We start from the raw sequence: 23,682 nt of genomic DNA on the forward strand, positions 1-23,682 counted from the left end.
ATGAAGCGAGCAGCAACGGCGCCGGAAGAAGAGCAGCAAGGGCCGCAAGGGCAGGACGGCCTCGAGGAGGCCGTGACGGAAGGCGAGGGCGCGCTGCGCTACGCCGCACCGGCCCTGGAGAAGGGGCTGGACATCCTGGAGGCGCTGGCCGACAGCCCCTCCGGCTACACGCTCAACGAGCTCGCCCAGAAGGTCGGGCGCAAGGTCAGCGAGATCTTCCGTATGGCGGTGACGCTGCAGCGCCGCGGCTTCGTGCAGGTCGACGAGAACGACCGCTACACGCTCACGCTGCGCATGTTCGAGCTGGCGCACCGCCAGCAGCCGCTCAAGAGCCTGGTGAGCGCGGCGCTGCCGCTGCTGCGCGAGCTGGCCAACCGGGCGCGGCAGTCGTGCCACCTCGCCATGTACCAGGGCGGACGCGTGGTGGTCATCGCGCAGGTCGAGAGCCCGGAGCGCTGGTCCTTCGGGCTGAAGGTGGGCGTGGTGATGGGGCTGACCGACACTTCCTCGGGCCACGTGCTGCTGGCCTTTCGCGACGAGATCGACCGGGCCCGCATGCTGCGCGCCCACATCGGCGTGGAGGGCGAGCTCGACATGGACCCCGGCCAGCTCTTCTCCATCCTGCAGGAGGTGCGCGAGCGCGGCTACTCGGCCATGCCGAGCAAGCAGACGCGCGGCATCACCAACATTGCGTTTCCGGTGATGGGCGCGGCCGACCATGCGATCGCGTCGATCAACGTGCCTTACATCGAGCGCATCGACCAGAAGTCGGCGCCCGACGTCGTGCAGGTGCGCGAGATCGTGGGCAACATCGCCGCGCGCCTTTCGGCGCTGATGGGCGCCAGCGGCTACAACGACAACGAATAGCGGGGGCTCAGTTCGGGTCGGGAGCTTCGTCGAGCGGGGAGGGCGTCTCGCTCTTGTGCGCGGCGATGTCGCGCACGTTCTTCTGCACCGCCACCGCGCCGAACAGGCTCAGCAGGAAGGCCATCGCGTAGAAGCCTTTTTCGCTGGAAGCGAGCGTGGCGTTGAAGAGGCCGATGGCCAGCAGGGCCACCGACAGCAGTAGCGAGACCCAGCACAGGCCGTAGTAGATGCCGGTGACGGAGATGCCTTCGAGGCGGTCGCGCACCGTCTTCTGCAGCGACACGGCGGAGAAGAGGCCGTACATCAGCACGGTGAAGTAGTAGCCCTTCTCGTTGAGCTGCATCGAGGCGTTCCACAGCCCGATCAGGTAGACGACGGCGCCGATGAAAAGCGCAGCCCAGGAAGCGGCGACGAATGCCGCGGTCGGTTTCTGGAATCTGACGGCCATGGGATTCTCCTCGTATGGTTTGCGCGCGATTATGGTGGAGCGGCGCCAGTGGCATGATCCGCGCCGGGCCCGCGTTTGCGCAGCAGAAGCGATCGCACGAGGCGGCCGTCAGCATCAACAACAATGGAGGAGTCTTCCCATATGTCGTCGTCGACCGACCCCGCGGCCCAGCAGTCGCTCGTGCGCACCGGTGCCAAGGCCGGGCTGTCCTTCGCCGGTTCAGTGATCAAGGGCGGCCTGCTCGGCGTCTTCCTGGGCGGCGGTGTTTTCTTCTTCTACCTGAGCCAGCTGCAGGGGCCGGGCAACGTGGCCGCGCGCGCGGGTGGAGTCGGCGCAGTGCTCGCTCTCGTCACTTCGCCGCCGCTGCTGGTGGCGCTGCTGCTGCTGTTCTTCGTGGTCGTCTACGTGGCGCTGGGTGTGCAGCAAGGGCGTGCTCGTGCGATGCAGCACCTGGTGGCGGCACGCGGCGAGGCTGTGTCGCAACGGCTGGGCGGCGCGATTGCGAGCCGCATCGAGGCCATGCCGAAGGCGCACGGCGCCTTGCATCGCGTGGCCGACTGGTTGTCGGTCGACGCGCTGAGCAAGCAGCTCGCCCCGGTGCTGGGCGAAGGCAGGGCGGTGCGGGCTGTAGTGGCTTTCGTGATCGACAGGCTGCCGCTGAGCGAGATGCTGGCCGAATGGCAGCGCAGCCGCGCGGAGAGCGGAAATGAACTGGTGGCGGGCGAGGGCGGTTCGGCGCCGCAGGACCCGGCACTGCGCGCGCTGCTCACGCGGCGCATCCACGAGACGCTTCAGGACATGGCCGCGCCCTCGCGCAAGCCGCTGTACATCGCGCTGGGCGCGCACGCGGCCCTGCTGGGCGTGGGGCTCTGGCTGGTGAGCTGACCGGCCGGAAGGCCGGTGCGAGGCGTGGGGCTCAGAGCCCCAGCATCAGCTTCAGGTTCTGCACCGCGGCGCCGCTGGCGCCCTTGCCGAGGTTGTCGAGGCGGGCGATCACCACGGCATGGCGATGGTCCTCGTTCGGGAACACGCGGATCTCGAGCTTGTTGGTGTCGTTGAGCGCCAGCGCCTCGAGCTTGCCGTCTTCGGTAGGCGGCAGCACCTTCACGAACTGCTCGGGCGTGTTGCTGCGCGCGTAGTGCGCGGCCAGCGCGTCCTGCAGGTCGCCGGCCTTGGGCTTGCTCGGCAGCAGGTCGAGGTGCAGCGGCAACTGCACCAGCATGCCCTGCTTGAAATTGCCCACCGACGGGATGAAGACCGGCCGGCGCGTGAGGCCGGTGTAGGTCATGATTTCGGGGATGTGCTTGTGCTTCAGGCCCAGCGCGTAGATCTCGAAGGCCGGGGCTTCGCCCTTCTCGTAGGCCTCGATCATGGTGCGGCCGCCGCCCGAGTAGCCGCTCACGGAAGGCAGCGAGATGGGGAAGTCGGCCGGCAGGATGCCCGCGTCGACCAGCGGGCGCACCATGGCGATAGCGCCGGTGGCGTAGCAGCCGGGGTTGCCCACGCGCTCGGCCTTGGCGACGGCCTGCCAGTGGCCTTCGGTGAGTTCGGGAAAGCCGAAAACCCAGCCCGGGGCGATGCGGTGCGCCGTGGAGGCGTCGATGATCTTGGGCTTGGCGCCGGGCAGCTGGTCGATCAGCGCGACCGACTCGCGCGCGGCGTCGTCATGCAGGCACAGAACCACCAGGTCGACGCCGGCCATCAGTTCGCGCTTGGCGGCCGTGTCCTTTCGCAGCTCGGGGGCGATGCTCACGAGTTCGACCTGCGGCATCGCCTGCAGACGTTCGCGGATCTGGAGGCCGGTGGTGCCGGCTTCGCCGTCGATGAAAACCTTGGCCATGGTGGAAGTGCCCCTGGGTAGCTGAAAGAGAAGTACGGTAGGTACGTATTGCCCGCAACCACACTCACAGTATTGGTGCGGCGCACCATGATACAGTCCGCGGTTGTTCGCCGCCCCCAGCCGTCAGGCTGCCGTCGCCCGCGGACAACAGAGCATAGACCCTCTCCAGCCCAGATCTCCCGATTTCTCAACTTCCTCCTTCCGAGAGACATCCCTCATGAAGATTCACGAGTACCAAGGCAAGGAAATCCTTGCTAAGTTCGGCGTGCCGGTGCCGCGCGGCATCCCGGCCTACACGGTCCAGGAGGCGGTTGAAGCCGCCCAGAAGCTTGGAGGCCCGGTCTGGGTCGTCAAGGCCCAGATCCACGCGGGTGGCCGCGGCAAGGGCGGCGGCGTGAAGGTCGCCAAGTCCATCGAGGACGTCAAGAAGCTCGCCGGCGAGATCCTGGGCATGCAGCTCAAGACCCACCAGACCGGCCCCGAAGGCCAGAAGGTCCGCCGCCTGTACATCGAGGACGGCGCCGACATCCAGAAGGAATACTACGTTTCGGCCGTGACCGACCGCGCCACCCAGAAGGTGGCCTTCATCGCTTCGAGCGAAGGCGGCATGGACATCGAGGAAGTGGCCCACTCCTCGCCCGAGAAGATCATCACCGTGTTCGCCGACCCGGCCCAGGGCCTGACCGACGAACAGGCCAAGCAGATCGCCGACGGCATCGGCATCCCGGCCGACTCCACCGCCCAGGCCGTGGACATCTTCAAGAAGCTCTACACCTGCTACATGGAGACGGACGCCTCGCTGGTCGAGATCAACCCGCTCAACCGTGACAGCAAGGGCAACATCATCGCCCTGGACGCCAAGTTCAACTTCGACAGCAACGCGCTGTTCCGCCACCCCGAGATCGTTGCCCTGCGCGACCTCGACGAGGAAGACGCGGCCGAAGTGGAAGCCTCGAAGTTCGACCTCGCCTACATCTCGCTGGACGGCAACATCGGCTGCCTGGTGAACGGTGCCGGCCTGGCCATGGCCACCATGGACACCATCAAGCTGTTCGGCGGCGAGCCGGCCAACTTCCTGGACGTGGGCGGCGGCGCCACCCCCGAGAAGGTCACCGAAGCCTTCAAGATCATGCTGAAGAACAAGAACGTGGAAGCCATCCTCGTGAACATCTTCGGCGGCATCATGAAGTGCGACACCATCGCCACCGGCGTGATCGCAGCCTGCAAGGCCGTGAACCTGCAAGTGCCGCTGGTCGTGCGCATGAAGGGCACCAACGAAGTCGAAGGCAAGAAGCTGCTGGCCGAATCGGGCCTGCCGATCATCAGCGCCGACACCATGGCGGAAGCGGCCCAGAAGGTCGTGGCAGCAGTCAAGAAGGCCTAAGGAACAAGTCATGTCGATCTACATCAACAAAGACACCAAAGTCATCACGCAGGGCATCACCGGCAAGACCGGCCAGTTCCACACCGAGAAGTGCCAGGAATACGCGAACGGCAAGAACGCCTTCGTGGCCGGCGTGAACCCGAAGAAGGCCGGCGAGTCGATCTTCAACATCCCGATCTTCGGCTCGGTCAAGGAAGCCGCCCAGCAGACGGGCGCCACCGTCTCGGTGATCTATGTGCCGCCGGCAGGCGCCGCGGCCGCCATCTGGGAAGCGGTGGAAGCCGACCTCGACATGGCGATCTGCATCACCGAAGGCATTCCGGTGCGCGACATGCTCGAAGTGCGCAACAAGATGAAGGCCAAGGAAGCCGCCGGCGGCAAGAAGACGCTGCTGCTGGGCCCCAACTGCCCCGGCCTGATCACGCCCGACGAGATCAAGATCGGCATCATGCCCGGCCACATCCACCGCAAGGGCCGCATCGGCGTGGTCTCGCGCTCTGGCACGCTGACCTACGAAGCAGTGGCTCAGCTGACGGAAATCGGCCTGGGCCAATCGTCGGCTGTCGGCATCGGCGGCGACCCGATCAACGGCCTGAAGCACATCGACGTGATGAAGGCCTTCAACGACGATCCGGACACCGACGCCGTGATCATGATCGGCGAAATCGGCGGCCCCGACGAGGCCGACGCTGCCCGCTGGTGCAAGGACAACATGAAGAAGCCGGTCGTCGGCTTCATCGCCGGTGTCACCGCCCCTCCCGGCAAGCGCATGGGCCACGCCGGCGCGCTGATCTCGGGCGGCGCCGACACGGCCGAGGCCAAGCTGTCCATCATGGAAGAATGCGGCTTCACCGTGACGCGCAACTTCTCGGAACTGGCCAAGCTGCTCAAGGCCAAGCTGTAAAGAGACGGCTCCGCGACACCGGCCGCAGAGCCGGGTCATGAGAGGACCACGCAGAAACAAAAAAGCGCCCGCACTGGATTGCGGGCGCTTTTTTCAATAAAACACAGTGGGATCAGAGACATGGAATTTCTTCAAAGCACAGATTTCTGGATAGGTCTGCTCAAGATCATCTGGATCAACATCATCCTGTCGGGGGACAACGCGGTGGTGATCGCCATGGCGGCGCGCTCGCTGCCGCCCGCCCAACAGAAAAAGGCCGTGCTCTTCGGCTCGGGCGCGGCCGTGGTGCTGCGGATCGTGCTCACGGTGGTGGCGGCCAAGCTGCTCGCCCTGCCCTACCTGCAGATCATCGGCGGCATGCTGCTGCTGTGGATCGGCCTGCAGCTGCTGGGCGAGGAAGACGAGGGCGACGGCGAGTCCAAGGAATACGGCAGCATGATGGCCGCCGTGCGCACCATCCTGCTGGCCGACCTGGTGATGAGCCTGGACAACGTGATCGCCGTGGCGGCCGCGGCACAAGGCAGCATGGTGTTGCTGATTCTTGGCCTGGCGATCAGTATTCCCTTGGTGATTTTCGGCAGCACGCTCATGATCAAGCTCATGGAACGTTTCCCGATCATCGTGATGCTGGGCGCCGCGCTGATCGGCTGGGTCGGCGGCGAAACCATCGTGCAGGACGCCATCCTGCGCGACACGCTGGCGGCCAACCCCTGGCTGCACTACGCGGCCGCGGCTGCCGGTGCCGTTTTCGTGGTGGCCGTCGGCCGTCTCCTGCAACGGCGTGCGCACGCCGCTGCACAACACTGAGCCCAAGAGAGATCGGCGCTGACAGACCATGGCGAGTGTCGGCGTCTCCCTTTTCTCCACTCGCCCTCCGCTGACCTGGGAATTCGCCTTCCTGACAGACGTCGGGCGGACGCGCTCCCACAACGAGGACGCGGTGCACGTCGACCCCGCCCTCGGCCTGGCCCTGCTGGCCGACGGCATGGGCGGCTACAAGGGCGGCGAGGTGGCCAGCGCCATGGCCGTGTCGCTGCTGCACGGCAGCTTCGGGCGCTGGTTCGCTCACGCCGGCATGCAGGCACCGGCCCGCGTGGTCCGGCGGGCGCTGCAGGCCGCCACCGACGAGGCCAACGGCGCGATCCTGCATGAAGGCACCACCAACCCCGAGCTGCAGGGCATGGGAACGACCCTGGTGCTGGCGGCGTTCCGGCCGCAGCGGGTGGTGGTCGGCCACATCGGCGACTCGCGCTGCTATCGCCTGCGCAACGGCAAGCTGGAACTGCTCACCCGCGACCATTCCCTGCGCCAGCAGCAGCTCGACGCCGGCGCCATCACCGCCGAGGAGGCGCTGAATTCGCCCACCCGCAACCTCGTCACGCGCGCCGTCGGCGTGGAGGCCCAAGTCTTGCTGGAAATGCACGAACACAGCGCAAGACCCGGCGATCTCTATATGCTTTGCTCCGACGGGCTCAGCGAGATGGTTTCGGATGAGCAGCTTTTCACGCTTCTAGGACACGATGTCGGGCTTCAGAAAAAAGCATCACTTTTGGTTGCGGCAGCCAATGACAATGGCGGACGGGACAACATCTCCGTTGTCCTGGCCAGCGCGAGCGTTGCGGAAACGCCGCGCTCGGGCAGCTAGCAGGTTCCGCAGGCAGCGGCCCTGCGGCCTGCCTGCCGTCGTCATTCATGCTTTGGATTCGGGGAGTCGGCAATGCCGAAGATGATCATTTCGGTCGATGGCGTTGTCATCGGGCAGGTTGCGCTCGCCAAGGAGCGCACGACGCTGGGACGCCGTGCCTACAACGACATCGTGATCGACAATCTGGCGGTCAGCGGCGAGCACGCCGTGCTGCACATGACTGGCGGCGAAGTCGAAATTGAAGATCTCAACAGCACCAACGGCACCTACGTCAACGCGCTCGCCGTCCAGCGGCAGGCGCTCAAGGACAACGATGTCATCGAGGTCGGAGGCTGCCGCATCCATTTCCGCGCGCGCAGCAACCTCGACACCGGTGCCGGCTCGATCCGCACCGCCTCGGGCGAATACCCGTCGGGCGCGATGCCGCTGTCTTCGGCTCCCACGGAATCCGGCGCGCTGGTCGAGCTCGGCATTCCGGTGCTGCGCGTGCTCTCCGGCGCCAACGAAGGGCAGGACGTGGGCTTGCAGAAGGTGGTCACCACCGTCGGCAAGCCCGGCGTTGCCGTGGCGGTGGTCACTCGCCGGCGCCAGGGCTACGTGGCGGCTGGTGTCGAAGGCAACGTCACGCTCAACGGCCTGCAGCTGGGGGCCGAGGCCGTCGCGCTGCAGGAGCGCGACGTGCTCGAGCTGGGCGATGCCACGCGCATGCAGTTCGTGCGCATCTGAGGCGCTTTCCCTCTTGGCTCGCCGCGGCCGCGCCTTCACGGACCGGGCGCCGTGAGAGAAGAACTGCGGCGGCACTGGCCGCGCATTGCGATCACGCTGCTGCCGGTGTTGCTGGCGCTGGCGCATGCCACCGGCGCCTGGCGGCTGACCGCTCTTGAACGTCTTGACCAGCTGATCTACGACGTCCGCCTGCGTGCCACCATGCCGGGCACGCCCGATGCGCGGGTGGTGATCGTCGACGTCGACGACGCCAGCCTCGCACGGCAGGGCCAGTGGCCCTGGGCCCGCGACAAGATCGCCCGCCTGACCACCGAGCTGATGACCCGCCAGCAGGCGGCCGTGCTCGGCTTCGACGTCATGTTCCTCGAGCCTGACCGCAGCTCGGGCCTCGACAGGCTGAGGGAAATCATGGGTGGCCCGCTGGGCAAGGTGCCCGGCCTGGCCGCCGAGGTCGAGCGGCTGGCGCCCTCGCTCGATCACGATGCCACGCTCGCTGCCGCGCTGAGCGGCCGGCGCGTGGCGCTGGGCTACTACTTCACGCGAACGGAAGCGCCGAGCGCCAAGGGGCAGCTGCCTGCGGCGCCCCTGCTGCCGGCCGGTGCTTTCCCGCAGGGCGGTACCTACGCCACGGGCTGGAACGGCTTCGGCGCCAGCCTGCCCGAGCTGGCGAAGGCGGCGCCGGTCGCGGGCTTCCTGAACACGCTGGTCGGCATCAACGGCGATGGCGTCATCCGCAGCGTGCCGCTCATCGCCCGCTACGACGGAGACAAGGCGCAGCCGGGCTACTACGAGTCGCTGGGGCTTGCGGTCTACCGCCTCGCGAACGGATCGCCGCCGGTGCAGCCGGCCTTCGCGCCGGGCGGCGGCAATGCGCCGCAGCTCGAATCGCTGAGGGTAGGGCGGCTGCGCATTCCGGTCGACGGGACGGGCAGCATGCAGGTGCCGTTTCGCGGCCAGGGCGGCGCGGACGGCGGATCGTTCCGCTACGTGCCGGCCGCCGACGTGCTCGAAGGCAGACTCGCGCCAGGCGAGCTGAAGGACAGGATCGTGCTCGTGGGCGCCACCGCGCCGGGGCTGCAGGACCTGCGCGCCACGCCGGTCGAAGCCGCGTTCCCGGGCGTGGAAGTGCACGCGAACATCGTCTCCGCGCTGCTCGACCGGCGCCTGCTGAGCGTGCCCGACTACGCGCCGGGCTACGAGGTGCTGCTCGTCGCCGTGACCGGCCTCCTGCTGGCCTTCGGGATGTCTCTGCTGTCAGCGCCGCGCGCCCTGCTGCTCGCCGCCGGCGCGATCGCGGCGCTGATCGGGCTGAACGTGTGGCTCTACGTGGGCTCCAGCCTCGTGCTGCCGCTGGCGTCTGTGCTGGCGATGGCGGCCCTGGCCTTCGCGTTCAACATGAGCTGGGGCTACTTCGTCGAATCGCGCGCGCGGCGCGGCCTGGTGCGGCTCTTCGGCACCTACGTGCCGCCCCAGCTCGTCAACGAAATGATGGAGCACCCCGGCCGCTACAGCATGCGCGCAGAGAGCAAGCCCATGACCGTGATGTTCTGCGACATGCGCGACTTCACGCGCCTGTCGGAACAGATGGCGCCGGCCGAGCTGCAGGCCTTTCTCAACACCGTTTTCAGCCGGCTCACCAACGTCATCAGCGCCCACCGCGGCACCGTCGACAAGTACATGGGCGACTGCGTCATGGCCTTCTGGGGCGCGCCCATCGATACGCCCGACCACGCTACGCTCGCCGTGCGGGCCGCGCTCGACATGGCCGATGCCGTGCACGACATCAACCGCATCCATCGCGCGAGCGGCCGGCCCGAGATCAGCGTAGGCATCGGCATCAACAGCGGCGTGATGAGCGTGGGCGACATGGGATCGACCGCGCGGCGCAGCTATACCGTGGTCGGCGATGCGGTCAACCTCGCGTCTCGCCTCGAGGGCCTGAGCGGACACTACGGCGTTGAAGTGGTCGCGAGCGGCGCGACGCGCGAGCTGGCGCCGGGGTTCGTCTGGCAGGAGCTCGACAGCGTGCGGGTCAAGGGAAAAGCACAGGCCGTTGCCGTTTTTACGCCCTTGTCCGCAAGCACGCCCGAAGCGCAGCAGCAGACGCGGCAGCTGCTCGAACGCTGGGGCGAAGTGCTGGCTGCATATCGTCGCCAGGACTGGGCCATGGGCCGAAACTTGCTGGCTCCCCTGCTCGCCGCGGATGCGAAAAAAGTCCTTTACCAGCTCTACGCCCAGCGTTTAGCCTCGATGGCGTTGCGACCGCAAGACCCGAACTGGGACGGCGCGACCCGGTTCGAGACCAAATGACGACAGACACATAAAAGGGGTCTTTCACAATGCAGGTTCGTGTGCTGGGTTGCTCGGGCGCCATCGCCAAAGACTGCCGCACCACCTCGTTCCTGGTCGACACAGACCTGCTCGTCGATGCGGGCACCGGTGTCGGAGATCTCACGCTCGATGAAATGGCCTGCATCGACGACGTCGTGCTCACGCACAGCCACCTCGACCACATCGCAGCGCTCCCCCTGATGCTCGACGCCATCGGCAGCCGCCGCACGCAGCCGTTGCGCGTGCACGCGCTGCGGGACACCATCGACGCGCTGCGCACGCACGTGTTCAACAACGTCATCTGGCCGGACTTCGAGAGCATTCCTAGCCAGGAGGCGCCCTTCGTGAGCTTTCACGACATCGCGGTGGGCCAGCAACTGCCGCTGGGCAGCCGCGAGCCCAAGGTGGTCGAAGTGCTGCCCGCGTTCCACACCGTGCCGGCCTGCGGCTTCGCCGTGCGAAGGGCCGAGGGCGGCGCCCACTGGGTGTTCAGCGGAGACACCGAGCGCAACGCGCCCTTCTGGGAGCGCGTGAACGAGCTCGACGTGGCGATGCTCGTGATCGAAACGGCATTCAGCAGCCGCGAGCAGGCACTGGCCGAGCGCAGCCTGCACCTGTCACCCGCCGTTCTGGCCGGTGAACTCGCCCACATCGCGCCGGGCAAGCAGTACCCGATCTACATCACCCACACCAAGCCCGCCGAGACCGACGAGATCATGAGCCAGATCGAAGCCTTGGTGACCGAGCAGGCGGCAGGCATGGGGCAGCGGGACATTCGCTGGCTGAAGGTGGATGGTGTCCTGACTTTCTGACTGCCGGTCAGTGGACGCACTGGCATGACAAATTTGTCACGAAGTGTCGCATATTGAGGCAAGTTGTGTCACGTGGTGTAACGCCAAAGTGACTCCAAGTGACGTGTTCGGTCGGTGGGAGGGCTTGGAGACGGGTGGCACGGATGCTGCGGAAGGTACCTCGCTCCGGGCAGGTTCCCGGGCGTAACAACCAACCTACCTGGAGTTAGTTCAATGAACCGTCGTACTCTCGCCCGCCGCGCTCAGGCCGGCTTTACCCTTATCGAATTGATGATCGTTGTGGCGATCATCGGTATCTTGGCTGCTATTGCGATTCCGCAGTATCAGACCTATGTTGCCAAGTCACAGGTGGCTCGGGTCATGTCCGAAACTGGCTCGCTCCGTACTGCCGCAGAAGCTTGTATTCTGGATGGCAAACTTACCCCTATCGCGTCGGGCAGCACTCCCACCGCGACCCAATGCGATCTCGGCTCGACCGTGAGCAATCTCTTGGGCGCCGCAGTGCAAGTCAACACCGGTCTTAAGGTGGATCTCGGTTCTGCCACGACCGACGCATCGATCGAAGGCACTTTTGGCACCAATGCCGCAGCGACCATCGCCGGAAAAACTCTGACTTGGAAGCGTGCAGCTGCTACGGGTACTTGGTCTTGCTCTACGAGCGTTGACGCAAAATACAAGCCGGCCGGCTGTGACGCTAGCGCTTCTAGCAGCACTGGCGGTACCGGCGGCACTGGCGGCACTGGCGGTTAATCCAGATAAGGATATTGGATATACAAGAGGCGCCCCCTTTGGGGCGCCTTTTTATTTATAGCTCCTAGTTAAAAAATGGGCCGAGCACGCCTCGTTGTATATTTGCTGCTGATCGCGCTGATCTTTTTGCCTTGGCTCGCTTGGGAAAAGGATCGCAACATGGTGCGCCGTTGGCTTTACCCGGTCAGGGCGCATCTTGCAGCTTGGTCGACCGATTGCAATGCGCGGACTGCCCCATGGCTCAAAGAGTTGGCTCGCAGGTTGCCGACCCAGTTGGACTCTCCGGCCAATCAGTTAGTTTTTGTGGATAGCACTGGTAAACAGGCTAGCTGCGTGAACGGTTGGAAAGGCTTGCCGCTGGTTAGCGGCCGAGTAACGGACGACACTCGATTCCGCCTTGCCAGCCTCTCGAAGCTGGTGGCATTCATGGGTTTGACGCATGAAAAAGCAGAGCCGCGATCGGCGTGGCTGGACGTGCCGCTCGTTCAGGCGTTATCGATATCACCTCCATTCAAGGACAAACGGATCTCTCAGATACGAATTCGTCAACTGCTCAACCACTCGGCAGGTTTTGATCGCTTGCAAGCCGAGGACCCCATGGTTGTCCGCAACAAGAAGCCGTGGTGTCCTGAGGATGTCAGTCAATTGGCGCAGATTCCTTTGCAGTTCGCGCCCGGAGAGCGCTATGCCTACGCCAACTTAGACTATTGCCTCGCTTCTGTCGCGTACCAGCGTCGATTTGGTCATAGCCTATGGGATGCGTTGGAGCAGGGTCTGCACATCTCTCGATATGGGCTCGATTATCTCGATCGTGCCGATTCTCCGGTCGAATATAACTTCATGCATAACGAGTTCTACGGCCCGGACTTTGTCCGCTATTTCGATTGGACGGCGTTGCGCGCTTCCATGGGCATGACTGGAAATGCGCAAGGGCTTGCACGCTTCGTTATCGACCATCGTCCATTGCTGGATCTTGCTCGTGAAATGCGCGACAACTCCATCCGCTGTGATGAAACGAAGCCGGAGAATTGCCAAGACGGATTTTTGGAGCGACGACGCGTAGGCAGCACTCAGATATGGGTGCAGCGTGGCTACCTTTACGGCATGTCGGCTTTGTTTCTGATGGACGCAACGGGTAACTTCCTCATCTGGCTTGGGGCAGGTGATATGAATCCCCCGCTGCTTGCATACGAATATGTCGAGGCAGGCTTCCTGAAGGCACTGCACTAGGGGGCTCAAGTCCTCCTAAAGCCGAGTGTCTTGACCACTGGCTGGGGCACTGCACTAAGCCAGCATCGCGGGTTGCGGTTTGGTGGCGCAAACTAAAGGTCTGCCTACAGATACCACTAGGCGATATCGCTTCCAGGTCGCAGACCGATGATGAATCGCCTTCGAGAGGTCGGCGCGCCGATCCTGCAACACGGCGACTCGATCGAGATTTCAAACTAATCGAAGGACACCCTGGTCGGGGAAGTCATCATTCGAAGGTGTGTCGTTGGTCGATGACAAAAATGAAAACCAATCGGATGGCACGCAGCCTGCTGTGATCCACTTTTGATTGAGGAAGCTAGCGCATGAAGGACACGCAAAAGGCAAGCAGAGGATTTACATTGATTGAATTGATAGTTGTCATAGCGATCATCGGAATACTGGCGAATATCGCCTTGCTTCAATATCAGACGTACATATCGCGCTCGCAGGTGACGCGAGTCATTGCGGAAACTGCAGCCTTGCGGGCGTCTGTGGAGAATTGTGTCGTTGATGGTCGAACGACCGGGATAGGATCAGGATCGCTGCAGTGCGATCCGGGTGCAACCGGTTCTACACTCATGACGCTGCCCGCCTTCAACGGCGCTGCGCCGACGTTGAGCGGGTTGCCTGCAGGCACAGGTGTACCTGCAGTCTCATTTCCGTCAACTGGTTCTCAAGTGGCGCTGATACAAGCAACCTTTGGTAATTCGGCAAGCACGGTGCTTGCAGGTGAGACGGTCACCTGGCAGCGCAATTCAATGGGTTTCTGGAGTTGTACCAGCAGCGTTGCTGCTCACTTCAAATCAGCACAGTGCTCATAGGCACGTCGACTCGCGGCCAATTGACCTTGCCAGTGGAATAAGTGTCCCAAGCCGGGAATATTTATCTACCGTGCACTAGTCCGGCAGATGCCGTTTGGCCCATCGGTTTCGCGACGCTGTATCAGGCGAGCGCTGTGCGTGATAGTGATTGGCGCATTGCTTACCCACGCGTCCATTGAAGATCAATACTTGCTCACTTGGTAGGGCGGCGCTGGACCAAAATCCGAATCGTCATTATTCACACGATGACCAAATCGCCAACTCAACGCTGAACAGGAGGCGCCATGCCGAGCACGACCAACACTCGCCCGCCCTGACGACTTGATCCCGTGGCAGATCTCGTGAAGACGCTCGCAGCGAACTCACAGTCAAGCAAGTTAGGCGAGCGTCTATTCGTGGCGCCTGCGGCGCCTACCCCTAAGGAGCACCACCCTCTGAAGTAAGCGGTCATTCTTGGACTGTCTTCACGCTACGTCGGGGTGGTGAACGCTCCAGCGTAAGGGCTGTCCTCAATCAATCGTCGGCACTTCTCGCCAATTCAACAACCGCGGCTTGGTTCCCTTGCCGAAGTCGATCGGCGGCTTGTCCATCCCGCCAGTCACGTTGCCGACGATGTTCTCCATCCTGCCGTTGTTGTTGATGATCACACTGTCCGTGATCGCACTGGTGTAGCCGACATAGGCGGCTCCTGTCGTCAGTGCTGTCGTGCCGGACCCATAGTTCACCCCATAGACCCGGCTCTGGCCCGAAGGGCTGCAGGCGTCGCCGGTCGTCATCAGGCTGGAGAACACCACGACGCCATTGAACGATGTGGCGCCGAGCGTCACGCGCCAGGTGGTTCCCGACGTTGCGTCGCTGCCCAGGTCGAGGTACCAGCCCAGCTTCGTCCCCAGGGTGAAAGCCGTTTTGCCCGTGAGGTTGTCCTCGATCAGGGCTGCCAGGTCGTCGCGCGTGATCGCAGCGGTTCTACCTTTGTCGAAGCTCGTGGCATCGCCGTCGATGATGGCGTAGAACGACTGGCCTGCCTTCGAATTGATGTCCACGGTGTCGAGCAGCTGGCCAGTGCCGAAGAGCACGTAGCGTTTCTTGCTCTTTGGGTCGATCTCCACCAGGGGCTGGGTCGTGATCGGCTGTGCGCCGCTGGCATCGGCCAGGGTGGCCAGCTTCAACGGGGCAGGGTAGGAGCCGGCGCTGCCCTTGGCCGCGGTCACGTCGAAACGCCAGAGTTGCCCGTTCAGGTCGCCCGCATAGAGCGCATCGGCGGTACCGTCCGTGAAGTCGGTGATGTAGGCGGTCAGCTGTGCCAGGCCTGCCGCCGAGGTGCCGGTCTGTACTTTCTCCAGCAGTGCACCGGTCTTCGGATTCACGAAGTACACGTAGCCGAATCCGTCGCTATTGTTGTAGCCCGAAGTGAAGACCACGACCCATCCGTACTTCTTGGTCTTCAACACCACCGGCGTGCCGAAGCTGTAGCCCAGCGTGTTGCCCACGCCGGTAGTTGCGCTGGAGAACTCCCACAGTACCTTGGTCTTGATGGTGTCCTCGCTGGTCATGCTCGCGGGATCGGTGATGTCGATGGCGTAGAAGCCTTTGCCACCCTTGCCGAGCCCGCCGATCAGAACGGTGCGCCAGTCCGAGTTGTTGCCGGTAGCGGTGGTCGTGAAGACACCGCCCGCGCTGTTGAAGTCGATGTCGAAAGCCTTGGGCGACGCGTCGACGTAGTAGTGATGCTGGTAGTCCGGGTTGCCGAGCTGCCGCAGGCCATCGAGCGTGGGCGTGGCTGGGCTGCTGGGGCCGGAGAACAGCATGCTTGGCACGTAGGCGAACAGTTCCTTGCCCGCCCCTGTTCCGGACAGGGCGCCGTTGAACGCGTGCAGCATGCCGTCGTTGGCACCCGCGTAAACGATGGTTGGACGCGAGGCGTAGTCCGTCTTGAACTTTGCATAGCCCGGGTTGACCGTGTTAGAGAACTGGCTCGACGGTGGGCCTACAGGTGTGACCTTCGCGTTCACGATGTCGCCAAGCAGCAGCGCGCGACGGCGGTAGGGCTTGGTGTCGTCGGTGGTCGTCTTTTCCTTGCTGCGGTCGCCGCGCAGGTAGTTGAGGAAGTCGCCACTGTCGTCGCCTGTTGTCCAGGGCGTGTCGAGGGCAGTGGATTGGGCTGATGTCAGGTTGGCCTTGCGGAAGGGCACCCCGGCGGTACCGTTCCATGTGAGCACCCGGCGCGCGGTGTCCCAGCCGGTTCCGGCCAGTTGGCTTTCCAGTGTGCTCGAGGTGTTCCACATCTCCGTGAGCGTCGGTACGCCCTTGGGGAAGGTGAGCTGGCTGCCGGACAGCACGCCGGTCCAACCGTTAGAGTCGTACTGCGATGCGTAAGAGGCCGCGCCTGAGGCCGATACCTGCGGGCTCGACAGCGAGAATGACGTGGTGAACGACTTGATCGCGTTGGCGATGCTCGCGAACGCCTTCGTCAAGCCGTCCACCATCGAGTCGGGCCGGCCCGCCGTGAAGTAGTTGTCCGGCCTCGGCTGGGTGGTGCCACCGTTGCGGTTGTCGGTAAGCATGTCGCCGCTCGTGGACCACCATGTTTGTGGAATGGCGTCATTGAAGGTGTACGGGTCGAACGTGCTTTGCATGTTGGTCGGTATCTTGAGACCACCGAACTTCGCGGCCAGGTAGAACTGGTTGTTCGCCTGAAACGCCTGTTCGAGCACGTCGACCCAGTAGGTCTGGACAGTCTGCTTGCCGATAGTGCTCGGCGTCTTCGGGTCGTCAGGCCGGATGTCCTTGGTGTTCGCGTCGTAGGCGAGGCCAGCCATGAGTGCCGAGTTGTTGCTGCAGCAACCGTTGGAAATGTTCGTACGCGTACCCAGATCGTTTCCCATTCCCTGCAATTGGCCGACCTTGTTGGTGGCCGTCACGGCATTGACCGTGGTGTCCGACTTAACCAGGGCGGGTATCGTCGGTTCGTTGGCGGTGTTGGTGTTGCCTGGGACGTTCTTGTCGGCGTGGGTGTAGATATCACCGATGCCGAGGACGAAGTTGCGCTGGCACGAATACTGGATTGGGTCGTCCCAGTCGGTGATGACTGGAAAGCCGTCGAGTCGCTTGGCCGTGGTGGCCGTGTCGGTGGTGTTCAGGTTGCTCCACTCCGGCACGTTGCCCAATTTGCGGTAGTAACGCAGTGCCGCGTAGTAGAGCTCGCTCACCGGGTCGTTTGACTTGTAGGTGCCGGGAATGACCTGGCCGAACTTGTTGAGGTAGTTGATCACACCGCTATCGGCAATGGTCACGCCGTTTGCGTTCGTTGCTTTGGCATCTTTCGAGTCGGGGTTCTGAATGAACACGCCCGTGTTTTCGTCCCATTCCTTGTTTGCGTTCGCGGTATCAGGAAGACCGGGCTCCGGCTTCATCGGGCCCACGAACTTCTGACGCGCGCGCATCACACCGCCGTCACGGCCGTTGCCGTCTTCATTGAGATAACCGAAGGCGCTGAAGCGCATGCGCCGTGCGTACTGCTGGATCAAGCCCTCGGGCTTCCAGTTGTTCCCGTATTGCACGCAGTTGCTTTCGACGCCGCCGGGTGCGTTGGGGTTGCAAACCCTGTTGCGCATCGTGTAGTCGTTGGTGACCGCCCCGCCGATGTCGCTGGTGAAGGTACTGAAGTCCTTGTCTTTGGGCTTCTTCCAGAGGAACTGCATCACGGCGCCGCCGCCGTTCTCGTAGTACTCGATCTTCACGTCGAAGCTTTGCCCTGCCGTCAGGGAAACCGTGGCGTCGTAATTCGTCGGGCCCTGGTCGATCCATTTGTCGACGACCAACTGCCCGGCGATCCACAGGCGCACGCCATCGTCCGCCCGCACCCGGAACGTGTAGTTGCCCCCGGAGGGCGCAGTGAAAGTGCCTGTGAAGCGCGCCGCGAAGTTGTCCGCGCCGATGCCCGTCACCGGAGAGCCGCTACCCCAATCGTGATCCACGTTGTCCTGGGCCACAGTGACGGTGGGCGTGCCGGTGAGCGTCTTGTTGGCGTTGTTGTAGTACTCGCCCTTCAGCGATGCGCCGGATGCGGTGATGCGCATCGCGTACTTGCGACCGTTGACCGAGATGCCGAGGCTCGTCGAGGTGCTGAATGGCGTGGCACCTGGGATCTCCGCAGGAGGAAGATTGCGGTCGTCGAACAGGCCTTGCCCCGCGTGATAGCCTTTTTCAAGGATGGTGTCGGTCGGAATGTCCACTACACGCCTGCCCCCCGTCATGGCCCAGCGGAACGGGTCGATGGTTGCCGTAGCCGCCCAGTTCAGGAAGTTGCCGCTCCACTTCGTGCCGTCGCACTTGTGGCTGGTGGCTACGGCAGTCGGGTTGAAGAAGCTCTTGTCGCCCGTGTTGGTTTCGTTGGGCGTGGTATCCACAACATACGAATAGCACTTGTTGGGATCGAAGTAACCCAGGAAGGTGCTGGTGCTGGAATAGGCGGCGGTGTGCGCCGTGCGCGAGGCCGTCGGCCATTCCACGGACAGCGTCAGCGCCAGGTTGCCGGGCACGTTCGAGGTGGCGAAGACCGGCTGGTCGGCGAGGCTGGCTGCATCGGCCGGCGTGTGAATGCCCAGGAATGCGCCGGCCAGCGTGACCGCGCCGGCCACGCGCTTGGCGAATATCGAAATGTTGTTCATGGTTCTTTCGCGATGCGTTATTCGGGCTTCGTGAAGGAGGACTGCAGAAAGACCTGTGTGTCGCGGGGGCCGTCGACGCGCACGGTCAATCGATAGACCAGTGTCTTGGCGGGAGGCGGCCGCCCCGCTTCCTGTACGCTGCCGCCGCGTACATCGGTGGCCGCAGGGGCGTAGACACATGTGCTCTTGCTCGACGCACCGCTGGCATTGCAGAGCCGGTCGATAAGGTAGCGGATCTTCACAAAATCGCCGGTCTGCTCGATGGTGTTGGCAGCCTTTGCCTTATAGAGCTCGTCCTTCAGCAACGCTAGCGGAATGCCTCGATCATTGGTGTCGAGCCTCATCGCGCTGTAGTTGTATTGCGTAGCGTCGTCGTAATCCGCTCCGATGGTGGACAGCGCTCCAGTGCTGAACAACTCAAGTGCCTTGACTGCTGCCTGCTCGCCCCGATTGACGAGATCGCGCTTGAAAGCCAGGTTGCCGGCACTCGAAAGGGTCGTGTTCATCGAGCGCACGACGGCGACCCCGCCTGCTAGCAGGACGACGAGAACGATCAGGCAGATCAGCAGCACGACGCCGCGCTCGCGGCTCTGCCTGCGCAGGGAAGTAGTCATGATTTGAGCAGCAACAGCGCGTTGCGCAGGGGGATGGTGAATTCGACGACGCGATAGCGATACCGGCGGTCGTCGCCGGTCAGCGTGACGGGATCGCGCTTCAGGTCCGTGTCGCTGAACATGGCAGGAATCGTCATGGAGACGTCCTCGCGTTCGAGCGTGGCGCTGCGCAGGATCAGGCCCACGCGCACTGCAACCACCTGCTTGATGAGGTTTGCGCTCTTCATCATGGTTAGGACGTCGTATCCGGTGGCGTCGGGCGCCACCCATGAATTGATGATGCCGTCCCCATTGGTATCCAGCCCGTACAATGCATGCATCTCCATGACGCCGTCGGCCAAGGTCTGGATCGAGTCGGTACCGTCATTGCGCAGCAGGTCGTAGCTGACCAGCGTGTTGTTCGGGCCGATGCCGAAGAGTTGGAACTGGACATTGTTGGCGGTGTAGTTGCCCAGCGGCGTGAGATAGGCTGTGCCGCTGGCCGCCAGCGATGCCAGTGTCGTGCCGACGCCCGCGGTGTAGTACATGCCGTTGAGCGTGAGGAGCTCGTTGTTGGAACTATCCACGAAGGAAGTGTCGACCTGTTCGAGCAGGCAGTCCGAGGTGCCGCTCGGGTCGACTCGGCTGACCAGCGCGATGTCGTTCTTCTTGATCTGAACCGTGTTGTCCAGGCGAACGATGTTCGCGCTCGCGCCCGCGGCGATGATCGGGCGCGGCACGTCGCCTGCTGCGGCATTGCCCCCCATCATCATCAGCACGTCGGATTTGCCGTCCGAAGATTGCCCCTTGCCAATCAGCAGCGGTGCGACGCGCAGATCGGCAACATTGCTCGCGCTACCGAGGAATTTCTCGAAGGGGGCAGGAAAGACGGTGGTCCTCGGCAGGATCACGGAATTGTTGCGCTTGGCCTGCAGCTTGCACCCGAATACGCCCAGATCCCCCGACTGGGTAAAGCCCGAGCCTGCACTGCGTCCCGCTCGGTCCAACAGATAGGCTGCGTACGACCCCGATTGGTTGATGTCGTTGACGGACGTCGTGGTGCGCTTGGTCGACTCGCCGAAGATCACGGCGCTCGTGATCGCAAGTGTCACCACCAGGGCGATGACCATGGCGACGAGGAGTTCGATAAGGGTTAGGCCGCACTCTCGCACGGCAGAACCGACGAGACGGACGCTCATAGCGGCAACTCCACGTGGGTTTTGAGCGTGCTGCTCGTACTGCTCGATGGCGCCTGCCAAGTGATAGTCACATCGGCGGCATTGCCGGTACCCACAGGGCTGACGGTGCCGTTTCCGCCGGGCAAGCCGCCGGACTGCGGGTCACCTACGCGCTTGTTCCAGGCTTTCAATGCATCTGCAGACAAGGTGGTCGACCGATTGAGCCACATCGTCGCGACCAACTCGTTAGCCAGGATCGCTGCGCGATTGCGGTCTTCGGCGTCTACCGAGAAGCTGACGGCTCGTGCCTGCAGACCGATCAGGCCCAGCAGGCCCAAGGAAAAAAGCAGCACCGCTACAAGCACTTCGAGCAATGCCACACCGGCCTCGCCGCGGTGGAGGTAATTTTTTTCGCGAAGTTTTTTCATGGCGAAGCACAGCCATCGGGCTGGGTTGCAGAAAGGGTTCTGGCCGGGTCGCACATGCGCACTTGTCCGCCCACTGCGATGGTGACGCGAAGTGGCCTGTCGCCTGTCTTGGTGTCGCTCATCGCGATGTCGAACCAGACGGCGGCAGCCTCGCAGTCTGCTTTGGACGGGCCTGGCGCGGCATTCGGCACGACGCGGCCGATCGAACTGAAGCAAATCGCCGTCGGGACGGTTCCCGTTCCTGAAATGTTCGGGCCGGAGATCACCACATTGGAACTGACGTCGCTGAGGATGCCGGCTTCCACAAACGCCCCAGTTTGGTCGGAATCGGTCGGTGTGACCGTACTGATGGCCCAGTTGCGTCCGCTGGCCTTCGCCGTGTAGCTGGCGCTCTTGACGGTGGGCGTGTCATCGGTCAGGGCGAAAACCACTTGCCGATTGCGCCGGGTGGCTTCAGTCTGCGCCTGCCGCAGAGCGTTCTGCAGCGAATCGCTGACCGTCCGGATCTTGTTGTTGCGCACCCAGCCGAGCATGGATGGCGTGGCAAGCGCGGCGAGCAGGGCCATGATCGCCACCACCACGATCATCTCGACCAGCGTGAAGCCCTCGGGTCGGGCCGAGCGACGGCGATCGGTCATGACGAGGGGCATGCTTGCCCCTTTTTGACGATCCAGGCGGAGTTACACGAGGACGTCCAGCCCGACCAGCCGGTCGGCATCTTGGTCGTGCCTTGCGTGTTCGCTTGATCGATCGTAAAGATAACGTCCTTGGCAGGACCGCTTCCCGTTGCGGTGAGAAGGAAGCTGGTGTCACCCGTGTCGGTATCGCCGGCGCAACTCACCACGAAGTTGCCGAAGGTGCGGGTCTTCGCGTCCGTGTTCTGGCAAGGCGGGACAATCGATCCGACTTTTTTGTATGTTCGGTTGTCCTGGAAGTACCTCTCCATGTTCGCCCGCATGGTCGCCAGCCCATTCGTGGCATCCACCACGTATCCGCGCCGCACATAGTCCTGATAGCTCGGGATGGCGATGGCCGCCAGCACGCCAATGATCACCACCGTGATCATGATTTCGATCAGCGTGAAGCCGTGCGCCCGGGAACTGCCGATCCGGCCGCGAGCAGGTTGCTGTTTCATCAGAAGACGCCTTTCAGCCCCGCTCGGCAGAACCGGAAACGGGTTGGAAACAATTGAACATATTTGTTAGATCGTGTCTTCAAATGTTTACTTTTACAAAGCCTCTCATCTGCCGCCGATGACCACTCGTCGGCAATGCCGCCCCGCAGAATGGGCAAGATGACCACCAGTACGGTGCCCGCCCTCCCCGTTCAGCCTGTTTACAAGATGCTTGGCTTGACCCGCACAGCTCTGGTTGCGTTAACTTTTGTTTGTCCTTGGGTCAGCGGGCCATCAGCCAGTGCTTGGCAATTGCTTGTTTCCTGGGCATGCATGGCGGGGCTGTTGTTGACGGGGCCTGTCGGCTCGCCTGCCTTGCGGATCTGGGTGTTGTTGGGCCTGGGTGGTCTGCTCGTGGCGCTTTCCGGATCGGGAGGGCCGACGGCATGGGGTGGTGCCTGCCTCGCGATTGCCGGCATCGCTGCGGCCGCGAACGTGGGCAGTGCGTCGGCGCGCGACAGGGAAGGCGTTACGCTGACGTTGGCCAGGGGCGCGCTGGCCGCGGGGCTCGTCAGCGCCGTCTTGGGCCTGCTCCAGTACTACGGGCTTGCCGACCCCCTCGTCCCCTGGACCACTTCCCCGGCGCTGGGACAGGCCTACGGCAACCTTCGACAGCGCAACCAGTTCGCGACCCTGATCAGCATGGCTTGGTGCGCAGCCCTGTGGCTATATGCCACCAGCGATGCAATTCACGTCCGGCGGCGTTTGATGGCGGCGGCCGGGCTCCTGCTGGTCGCGGCGGCAGCGTCGACCTCGCGCACCGGTCTGCTGCAATTGTTGTCGATCATCGCCGTGGCGACTTTCATCGCCATGCGGGAAAGGCGAGGCGCGCCGCAACGCAGCGCTACCACCTATCGCCTGCCGGATCCGAAGTGGCTGCTCGCCACCATCCCCCTCTACTTCACCATCGCCTGGCTCCTCCCCCAGTTGGCCACCGGCAGCGACGGCCCCGTCGAAAGCATGCTCCAACGCCTGCAGACCGGCGCCCCCCAGGACCACAGCCGCCTGATCCTGTGGCGCAACGTGCTCGCGCTGATCGCCCAGCACCCCTGGACCGGCTGGGGATGGGGCGAGCTCAGCTTCGCCCACTACAGCACCCATTACGACGGCGCCCGGTTCGTCGAGATCCTCGACAACGCGCACAACCTCCCGCTGCACCTGGCGGTGGAGTTGGGCATTCCCGCCGCCGTGCTGATCTGCGGCGGCTTTCTCTGGATGGTGCTGGCCGCGCGGCCCTGGCGGGAGCGGGACCCTGCGCGCCTGATGGCCTGGGGCATGCTGGGTGCGATCGTGCTGCACAGCCTGCTCGAGTATCCGCTCTGGTATGGACCGTTCCAGCTGGTGTTCGGACTGTGCCTCGGCATTCTTTGGCCTGGCGCGGGCGGCGTTGCGGTCCGGCCTGCGCTGTCATCCCTGGCGGCGGGCGTCATGCTGGCGGGCGTGGGGCTCGCCAGCTGGGACTACGTCCGCGTCAGCCAGATCTACCTGCCACCCGACGAACGGCTTTCCGCGTACAGGCAGGACACGCTCGCCAAGGTGCGGGGCACGTGGTTCTTCGGGCACCAGGCCGAGTTCGCGGAACTGACGCTGACCACCGTGACGCCCGCGAATGCCGCCGAGATGCACTCGCTCGCGCAGCGGGTGATTCATTTCTCGCCGGAGCCGCGCGTCATCGTCAAGCTGATCGAAAGCGCTGAGCTGCTGGGGCGCGAGAGTGAAGCCAGGGCGCAGGCAGAGCGTTTCAGCGACGCTTTTCCACAGGAGTTTGCCCGCTGGCTGAAGGAAGCAGATCGCGGTCCGCAACAGCTGGCGCCGCCGCCATAGAGCAAGACCGGCGAGCCGGCCCGATCGAGGTGCCGC

Annotated in this window: 21 protein-coding genes; 13 read left to right on the top strand and 8 right to left on the bottom strand. The window is 63.7% G+C overall.

Annotated elements, in window-relative coordinates:
- Positions 1–867 (top strand): IclR family transcriptional regulator, encoded by an 867-nt coding sequence (locus EJP67_RS07265; protein WP_126021031.1) that lies wholly within the window; start codon positions 1–3, stop codon positions 865–867.
- A gap of 7 nt (positions 868–874) precedes the next feature.
- On the opposite strand, the gene yiaA is transcribed toward EJP67_RS07265, so the two are convergent.
- Positions 875–1,315: an inner membrane protein YiaA gene (yiaA, locus tag EJP67_RS07270; protein WP_126021032.1), complete on the bottom strand. Its 441-nt coding sequence runs from the start codon at positions 1,313–1,315 to the stop codon at positions 875–877.
- A 141-nt stretch (positions 1,316–1,456) separates the two neighbouring features.
- Here yiaA and EJP67_RS07275 point away from each other — a divergent pair, with 141 nt between their 5' ends.
- Positions 1,457–2,200, top strand: coding sequence for a hypothetical protein (locus EJP67_RS07275; RefSeq protein WP_126021033.1), 744 nt, complete (start codon positions 1,457–1,459; stop codon positions 2,198–2,200).
- 31 nt (positions 2,201–2,231) lie between these two features.
- Here the strand turns inward: EJP67_RS07275 and argC are convergent, their stop codons facing one another.
- Positions 2,232–3,155 carry an N-acetyl-gamma-glutamyl-phosphate reductase gene (gene argC / locus EJP67_RS07280; RefSeq protein WP_126021034.1) on the bottom strand — a complete coding sequence of 308 codons (924 nt, stop codon included), beginning with the start codon at positions 3,153–3,155 and terminating at the stop codon, positions 2,232–2,234.
- Between the two features lie 217 nt (positions 3,156–3,372).
- On the opposite strand from argC, the gene sucC reads away from it, so the two are divergent.
- The 10 genes from sucC to EJP67_RS07330 all read left to right on the top strand — a co-directional run bounded on the left by sucC (position 3,373) and on the right by EJP67_RS07330 (position 13,779).
- Positions 3,373–4,539, top strand: coding sequence for an ADP-forming succinate--CoA ligase subunit beta (gene sucC, locus EJP67_RS07285; protein ID WP_019653821.1), 1,167 nt, complete (start codon positions 3,373–3,375; stop codon positions 4,537–4,539).
- Between the two features lie 10 nt (positions 4,540–4,549).
- Entirely contained in the window at positions 4,550–5,443 is an 894-nt protein-coding gene (gene sucD, locus EJP67_RS07290; protein WP_126021035.1) for a succinate--CoA ligase subunit alpha, read from the top strand.
- A 120-nt stretch (positions 5,444–5,563) separates the two neighbouring features.
- Positions 5,564–6,250: a TerC family protein gene (locus EJP67_RS07295; protein WP_126021036.1), complete on the top strand. Its 687-nt coding sequence runs from the start codon at positions 5,564–5,566 to the stop codon at positions 6,248–6,250.
- Positions 6,251–6,278: 28 nt separating this feature from the next.
- The gene (locus EJP67_RS07300) at positions 6,279–7,088 is read left to right on the top strand and encodes a Stp1/IreP family PP2C-type Ser/Thr phosphatase (protein ID WP_126021037.1); all 810 of its coding nucleotides are present in this window, start codon (positions 6,279–6,281) and stop codon (positions 7,086–7,088) included.
- 72 nt (positions 7,089–7,160) lie between these two features.
- Positions 7,161–7,814, top strand: coding sequence for an FHA domain-containing protein (locus EJP67_RS07305; protein WP_126021038.1), 654 nt, complete (start codon positions 7,161–7,163; stop codon positions 7,812–7,814).
- 51 nt (positions 7,815–7,865) lie between these two features.
- Complete coding sequence (locus EJP67_RS07310) at positions 7,866–10,124, top strand: CHASE2 domain-containing protein (RefSeq protein WP_126021039.1); 2,259 nt, start codon at positions 7,866–7,868, stop codon at positions 10,122–10,124.
- Positions 10,125–10,153: 29 nt separating this feature from the next.
- Positions 10,154–10,957 carry a 3',5'-cyclic-nucleotide phosphodiesterase gene (locus tag EJP67_RS07315; RefSeq protein WP_126021040.1) on the top strand — a complete coding sequence of 268 codons (804 nt, stop codon included), beginning with the start codon at positions 10,154–10,156 and terminating at the stop codon, positions 10,955–10,957.
- 213 nt (positions 10,958–11,170) lie between these two features.
- Positions 11,171–11,707, top strand: coding sequence for a pilin (locus EJP67_RS07320; protein ID WP_126021041.1), 537 nt, complete (start codon positions 11,171–11,173; stop codon positions 11,705–11,707).
- Between the two features lie 102 nt (positions 11,708–11,809).
- The gene (locus tag EJP67_RS07325) at positions 11,810–12,937 is read left to right on the top strand and encodes a serine hydrolase domain-containing protein (protein WP_165909573.1); all 1,128 of its coding nucleotides are present in this window, start codon (positions 11,810–11,812) and stop codon (positions 12,935–12,937) included.
- Positions 12,938–13,281: 344 nt separating this feature from the next.
- The gene (locus tag EJP67_RS07330) at positions 13,282–13,779 is read left to right on the top strand and encodes a pilin (protein WP_126021043.1); all 498 of its coding nucleotides are present in this window, start codon (positions 13,282–13,284) and stop codon (positions 13,777–13,779) included.
- 509 nt (positions 13,780–14,288) lie between these two features.
- Here EJP67_RS07330 and EJP67_RS07335 read toward each other — a convergent pair.
- The 6 genes from EJP67_RS07335 to EJP67_RS07360 are packed head-to-tail and all read right to left on the bottom strand — an operon-like array spanning position 14,289 to position 21,783.
- Complete coding sequence (locus EJP67_RS07335) at positions 14,289–18,449, bottom strand: PilC/PilY family type IV pilus protein (RefSeq protein ID WP_126021044.1); 4,161 nt, start codon at positions 18,447–18,449, stop codon at positions 14,289–14,291.
- 17 nt (positions 18,450–18,466) lie between these two features.
- The gene (locus EJP67_RS07340; RefSeq protein WP_126021045.1) at positions 18,467–19,063 is read right to left on the bottom strand and encodes a pilus assembly PilX family protein; all 597 of its coding nucleotides are present in this window, start codon (positions 19,061–19,063) and stop codon (positions 18,467–18,469) included.
- A complete protein-coding gene (locus EJP67_RS07345; RefSeq protein WP_126021046.1) occupies positions 19,060–20,241 on the bottom strand; it encodes a PilW family protein in 1,182 nt (393 codons plus the stop codon). Before EJP67_RS07345 ends, EJP67_RS07340 begins: the two co-directional genes overlap by 4 nt.
- On the bottom strand, positions 20,238–20,648 hold the full coding sequence (pilV, locus tag EJP67_RS07350) for a type IV pilus modification protein PilV (RefSeq protein ID WP_126021047.1): 411 nt from the start codon (positions 20,646–20,648) through the stop codon (positions 20,238–20,240). The genes EJP67_RS07345 and pilV overlap by 4 nt, the downstream gene beginning before the upstream one ends.
- Positions 20,645–21,298, bottom strand: coding sequence for a pilus assembly FimT family protein (locus EJP67_RS07355; RefSeq protein ID WP_126021048.1), 654 nt, complete (start codon positions 21,296–21,298; stop codon positions 20,645–20,647). Before EJP67_RS07355 ends, pilV begins: the two co-directional genes overlap by 4 nt.
- Positions 21,283–21,783, bottom strand: a complete 501-nt coding sequence (locus EJP67_RS07360) for a type IV pilin protein (protein WP_126021049.1) — start codon at positions 21,781–21,783, stop codon at positions 21,283–21,285. The genes EJP67_RS07355 and EJP67_RS07360 overlap by 16 nt, the downstream gene beginning before the upstream one ends.
- A gap of 159 nt (positions 21,784–21,942) precedes the next feature.
- Between EJP67_RS07360 and EJP67_RS07365 the strand changes: the two genes are divergently transcribed.
- Positions 21,943–23,646 (top strand): PglL family O-oligosaccharyltransferase, encoded by a 1,704-nt coding sequence (locus EJP67_RS07365; RefSeq protein WP_240650548.1) that lies wholly within the window; start codon positions 21,943–21,945, stop codon positions 23,644–23,646.
- Positions 23,647–23,682 lie beyond the last annotated feature (36 nt).

The organism is Variovorax guangxiensis, assembly GCF_003952165.1.
Classification (GTDB): domain Bacteria; phylum Pseudomonadota; class Gammaproteobacteria; order Burkholderiales; family Burkholderiaceae_C; genus Variovorax; species Variovorax guangxiensis.

Bases quoted from the DNA above. Each gene is read 5' to 3' on its own strand.
- EJP67_RS07265 (WP_126021031.1), top strand. From the start codon at position 1: ATGAAGCGAGCAGCAACGGCGCCGGAAGAAGAGCAGCAAGGGCCGCAA.
- yiaA (WP_126021032.1), bottom strand. From the start codon at position 1,315: ATGGCCGTCAGATTCCAGAAACCGACCGCGGCATTCGTCGCCGCTTCC.
- EJP67_RS07275 (WP_126021033.1), top strand. From the start codon at position 1,457: ATGTCGTCGTCGACCGACCCCGCGGCCCAGCAGTCGCTCGTGCGCACC.
- argC (WP_126021034.1), bottom strand. From the start codon at position 3,155: ATGGCCAAGGTTTTCATCGACGGCGAAGCCGGCACCACCGGCCTCCAG.
- sucC (WP_019653821.1), top strand. From the start codon at position 3,373: ATGAAGATTCACGAGTACCAAGGCAAGGAAATCCTTGCTAAGTTCGGC.
- sucD (WP_126021035.1), top strand. From the start codon at position 4,550: ATGTCGATCTACATCAACAAAGACACCAAAGTCATCACGCAGGGCATC.
- EJP67_RS07295 (WP_126021036.1), top strand. From the start codon at position 5,564: ATGGAATTTCTTCAAAGCACAGATTTCTGGATAGGTCTGCTCAAGATC.
- EJP67_RS07300 (WP_126021037.1), top strand. From the start codon at position 6,279: ATGGCGAGTGTCGGCGTCTCCCTTTTCTCCACTCGCCCTCCGCTGACC.
- EJP67_RS07305 (WP_126021038.1), top strand. From the start codon at position 7,161: ATGCCGAAGATGATCATTTCGGTCGATGGCGTTGTCATCGGGCAGGTT.
- EJP67_RS07315 (WP_126021040.1), top strand. From the start codon at position 10,154: ATGCAGGTTCGTGTGCTGGGTTGCTCGGGCGCCATCGCCAAAGACTGC.
- EJP67_RS07320 (WP_126021041.1), top strand. From the start codon at position 11,171: ATGAACCGTCGTACTCTCGCCCGCCGCGCTCAGGCCGGCTTTACCCTT.
- EJP67_RS07330 (WP_126021043.1), top strand. From the start codon at position 13,282: ATGAAGGACACGCAAAAGGCAAGCAGAGGATTTACATTGATTGAATTG.
- EJP67_RS07335 (WP_126021044.1), bottom strand. From the start codon at position 18,449: ATGAACAACATTTCGATATTCGCCAAGCGCGTGGCCGGCGCGGTCACG.
- EJP67_RS07340 (WP_126021045.1), bottom strand. From the start codon at position 19,063: ATGACTACTTCCCTGCGCAGGCAGAGCCGCGAGCGCGGCGTCGTGCTG.
- EJP67_RS07345 (WP_126021046.1), bottom strand. From the start codon at position 20,241: ATGAGCGTCCGTCTCGTCGGTTCTGCCGTGCGAGAGTGCGGCCTAACC.
- pilV (WP_126021047.1), bottom strand. From the start codon at position 20,648: ATGAAAAAACTTCGCGAAAAAAATTACCTCCACCGCGGCGAGGCCGGT.
- EJP67_RS07355 (WP_126021048.1), bottom strand. From the start codon at position 21,298: ATGCCCCTCGTCATGACCGATCGCCGTCGCTCGGCCCGACCCGAGGGC.
- EJP67_RS07360 (WP_126021049.1), bottom strand. From the start codon at position 21,783: ATGAAACAGCAACCTGCTCGCGGCCGGATCGGCAGTTCCCGGGCGCAC.
- EJP67_RS07365 (WP_240650548.1), top strand. From the start codon at position 21,943: ATGACCACCAGTACGGTGCCCGCCCTCCCCGTTCAGCCTGTTTACAAG.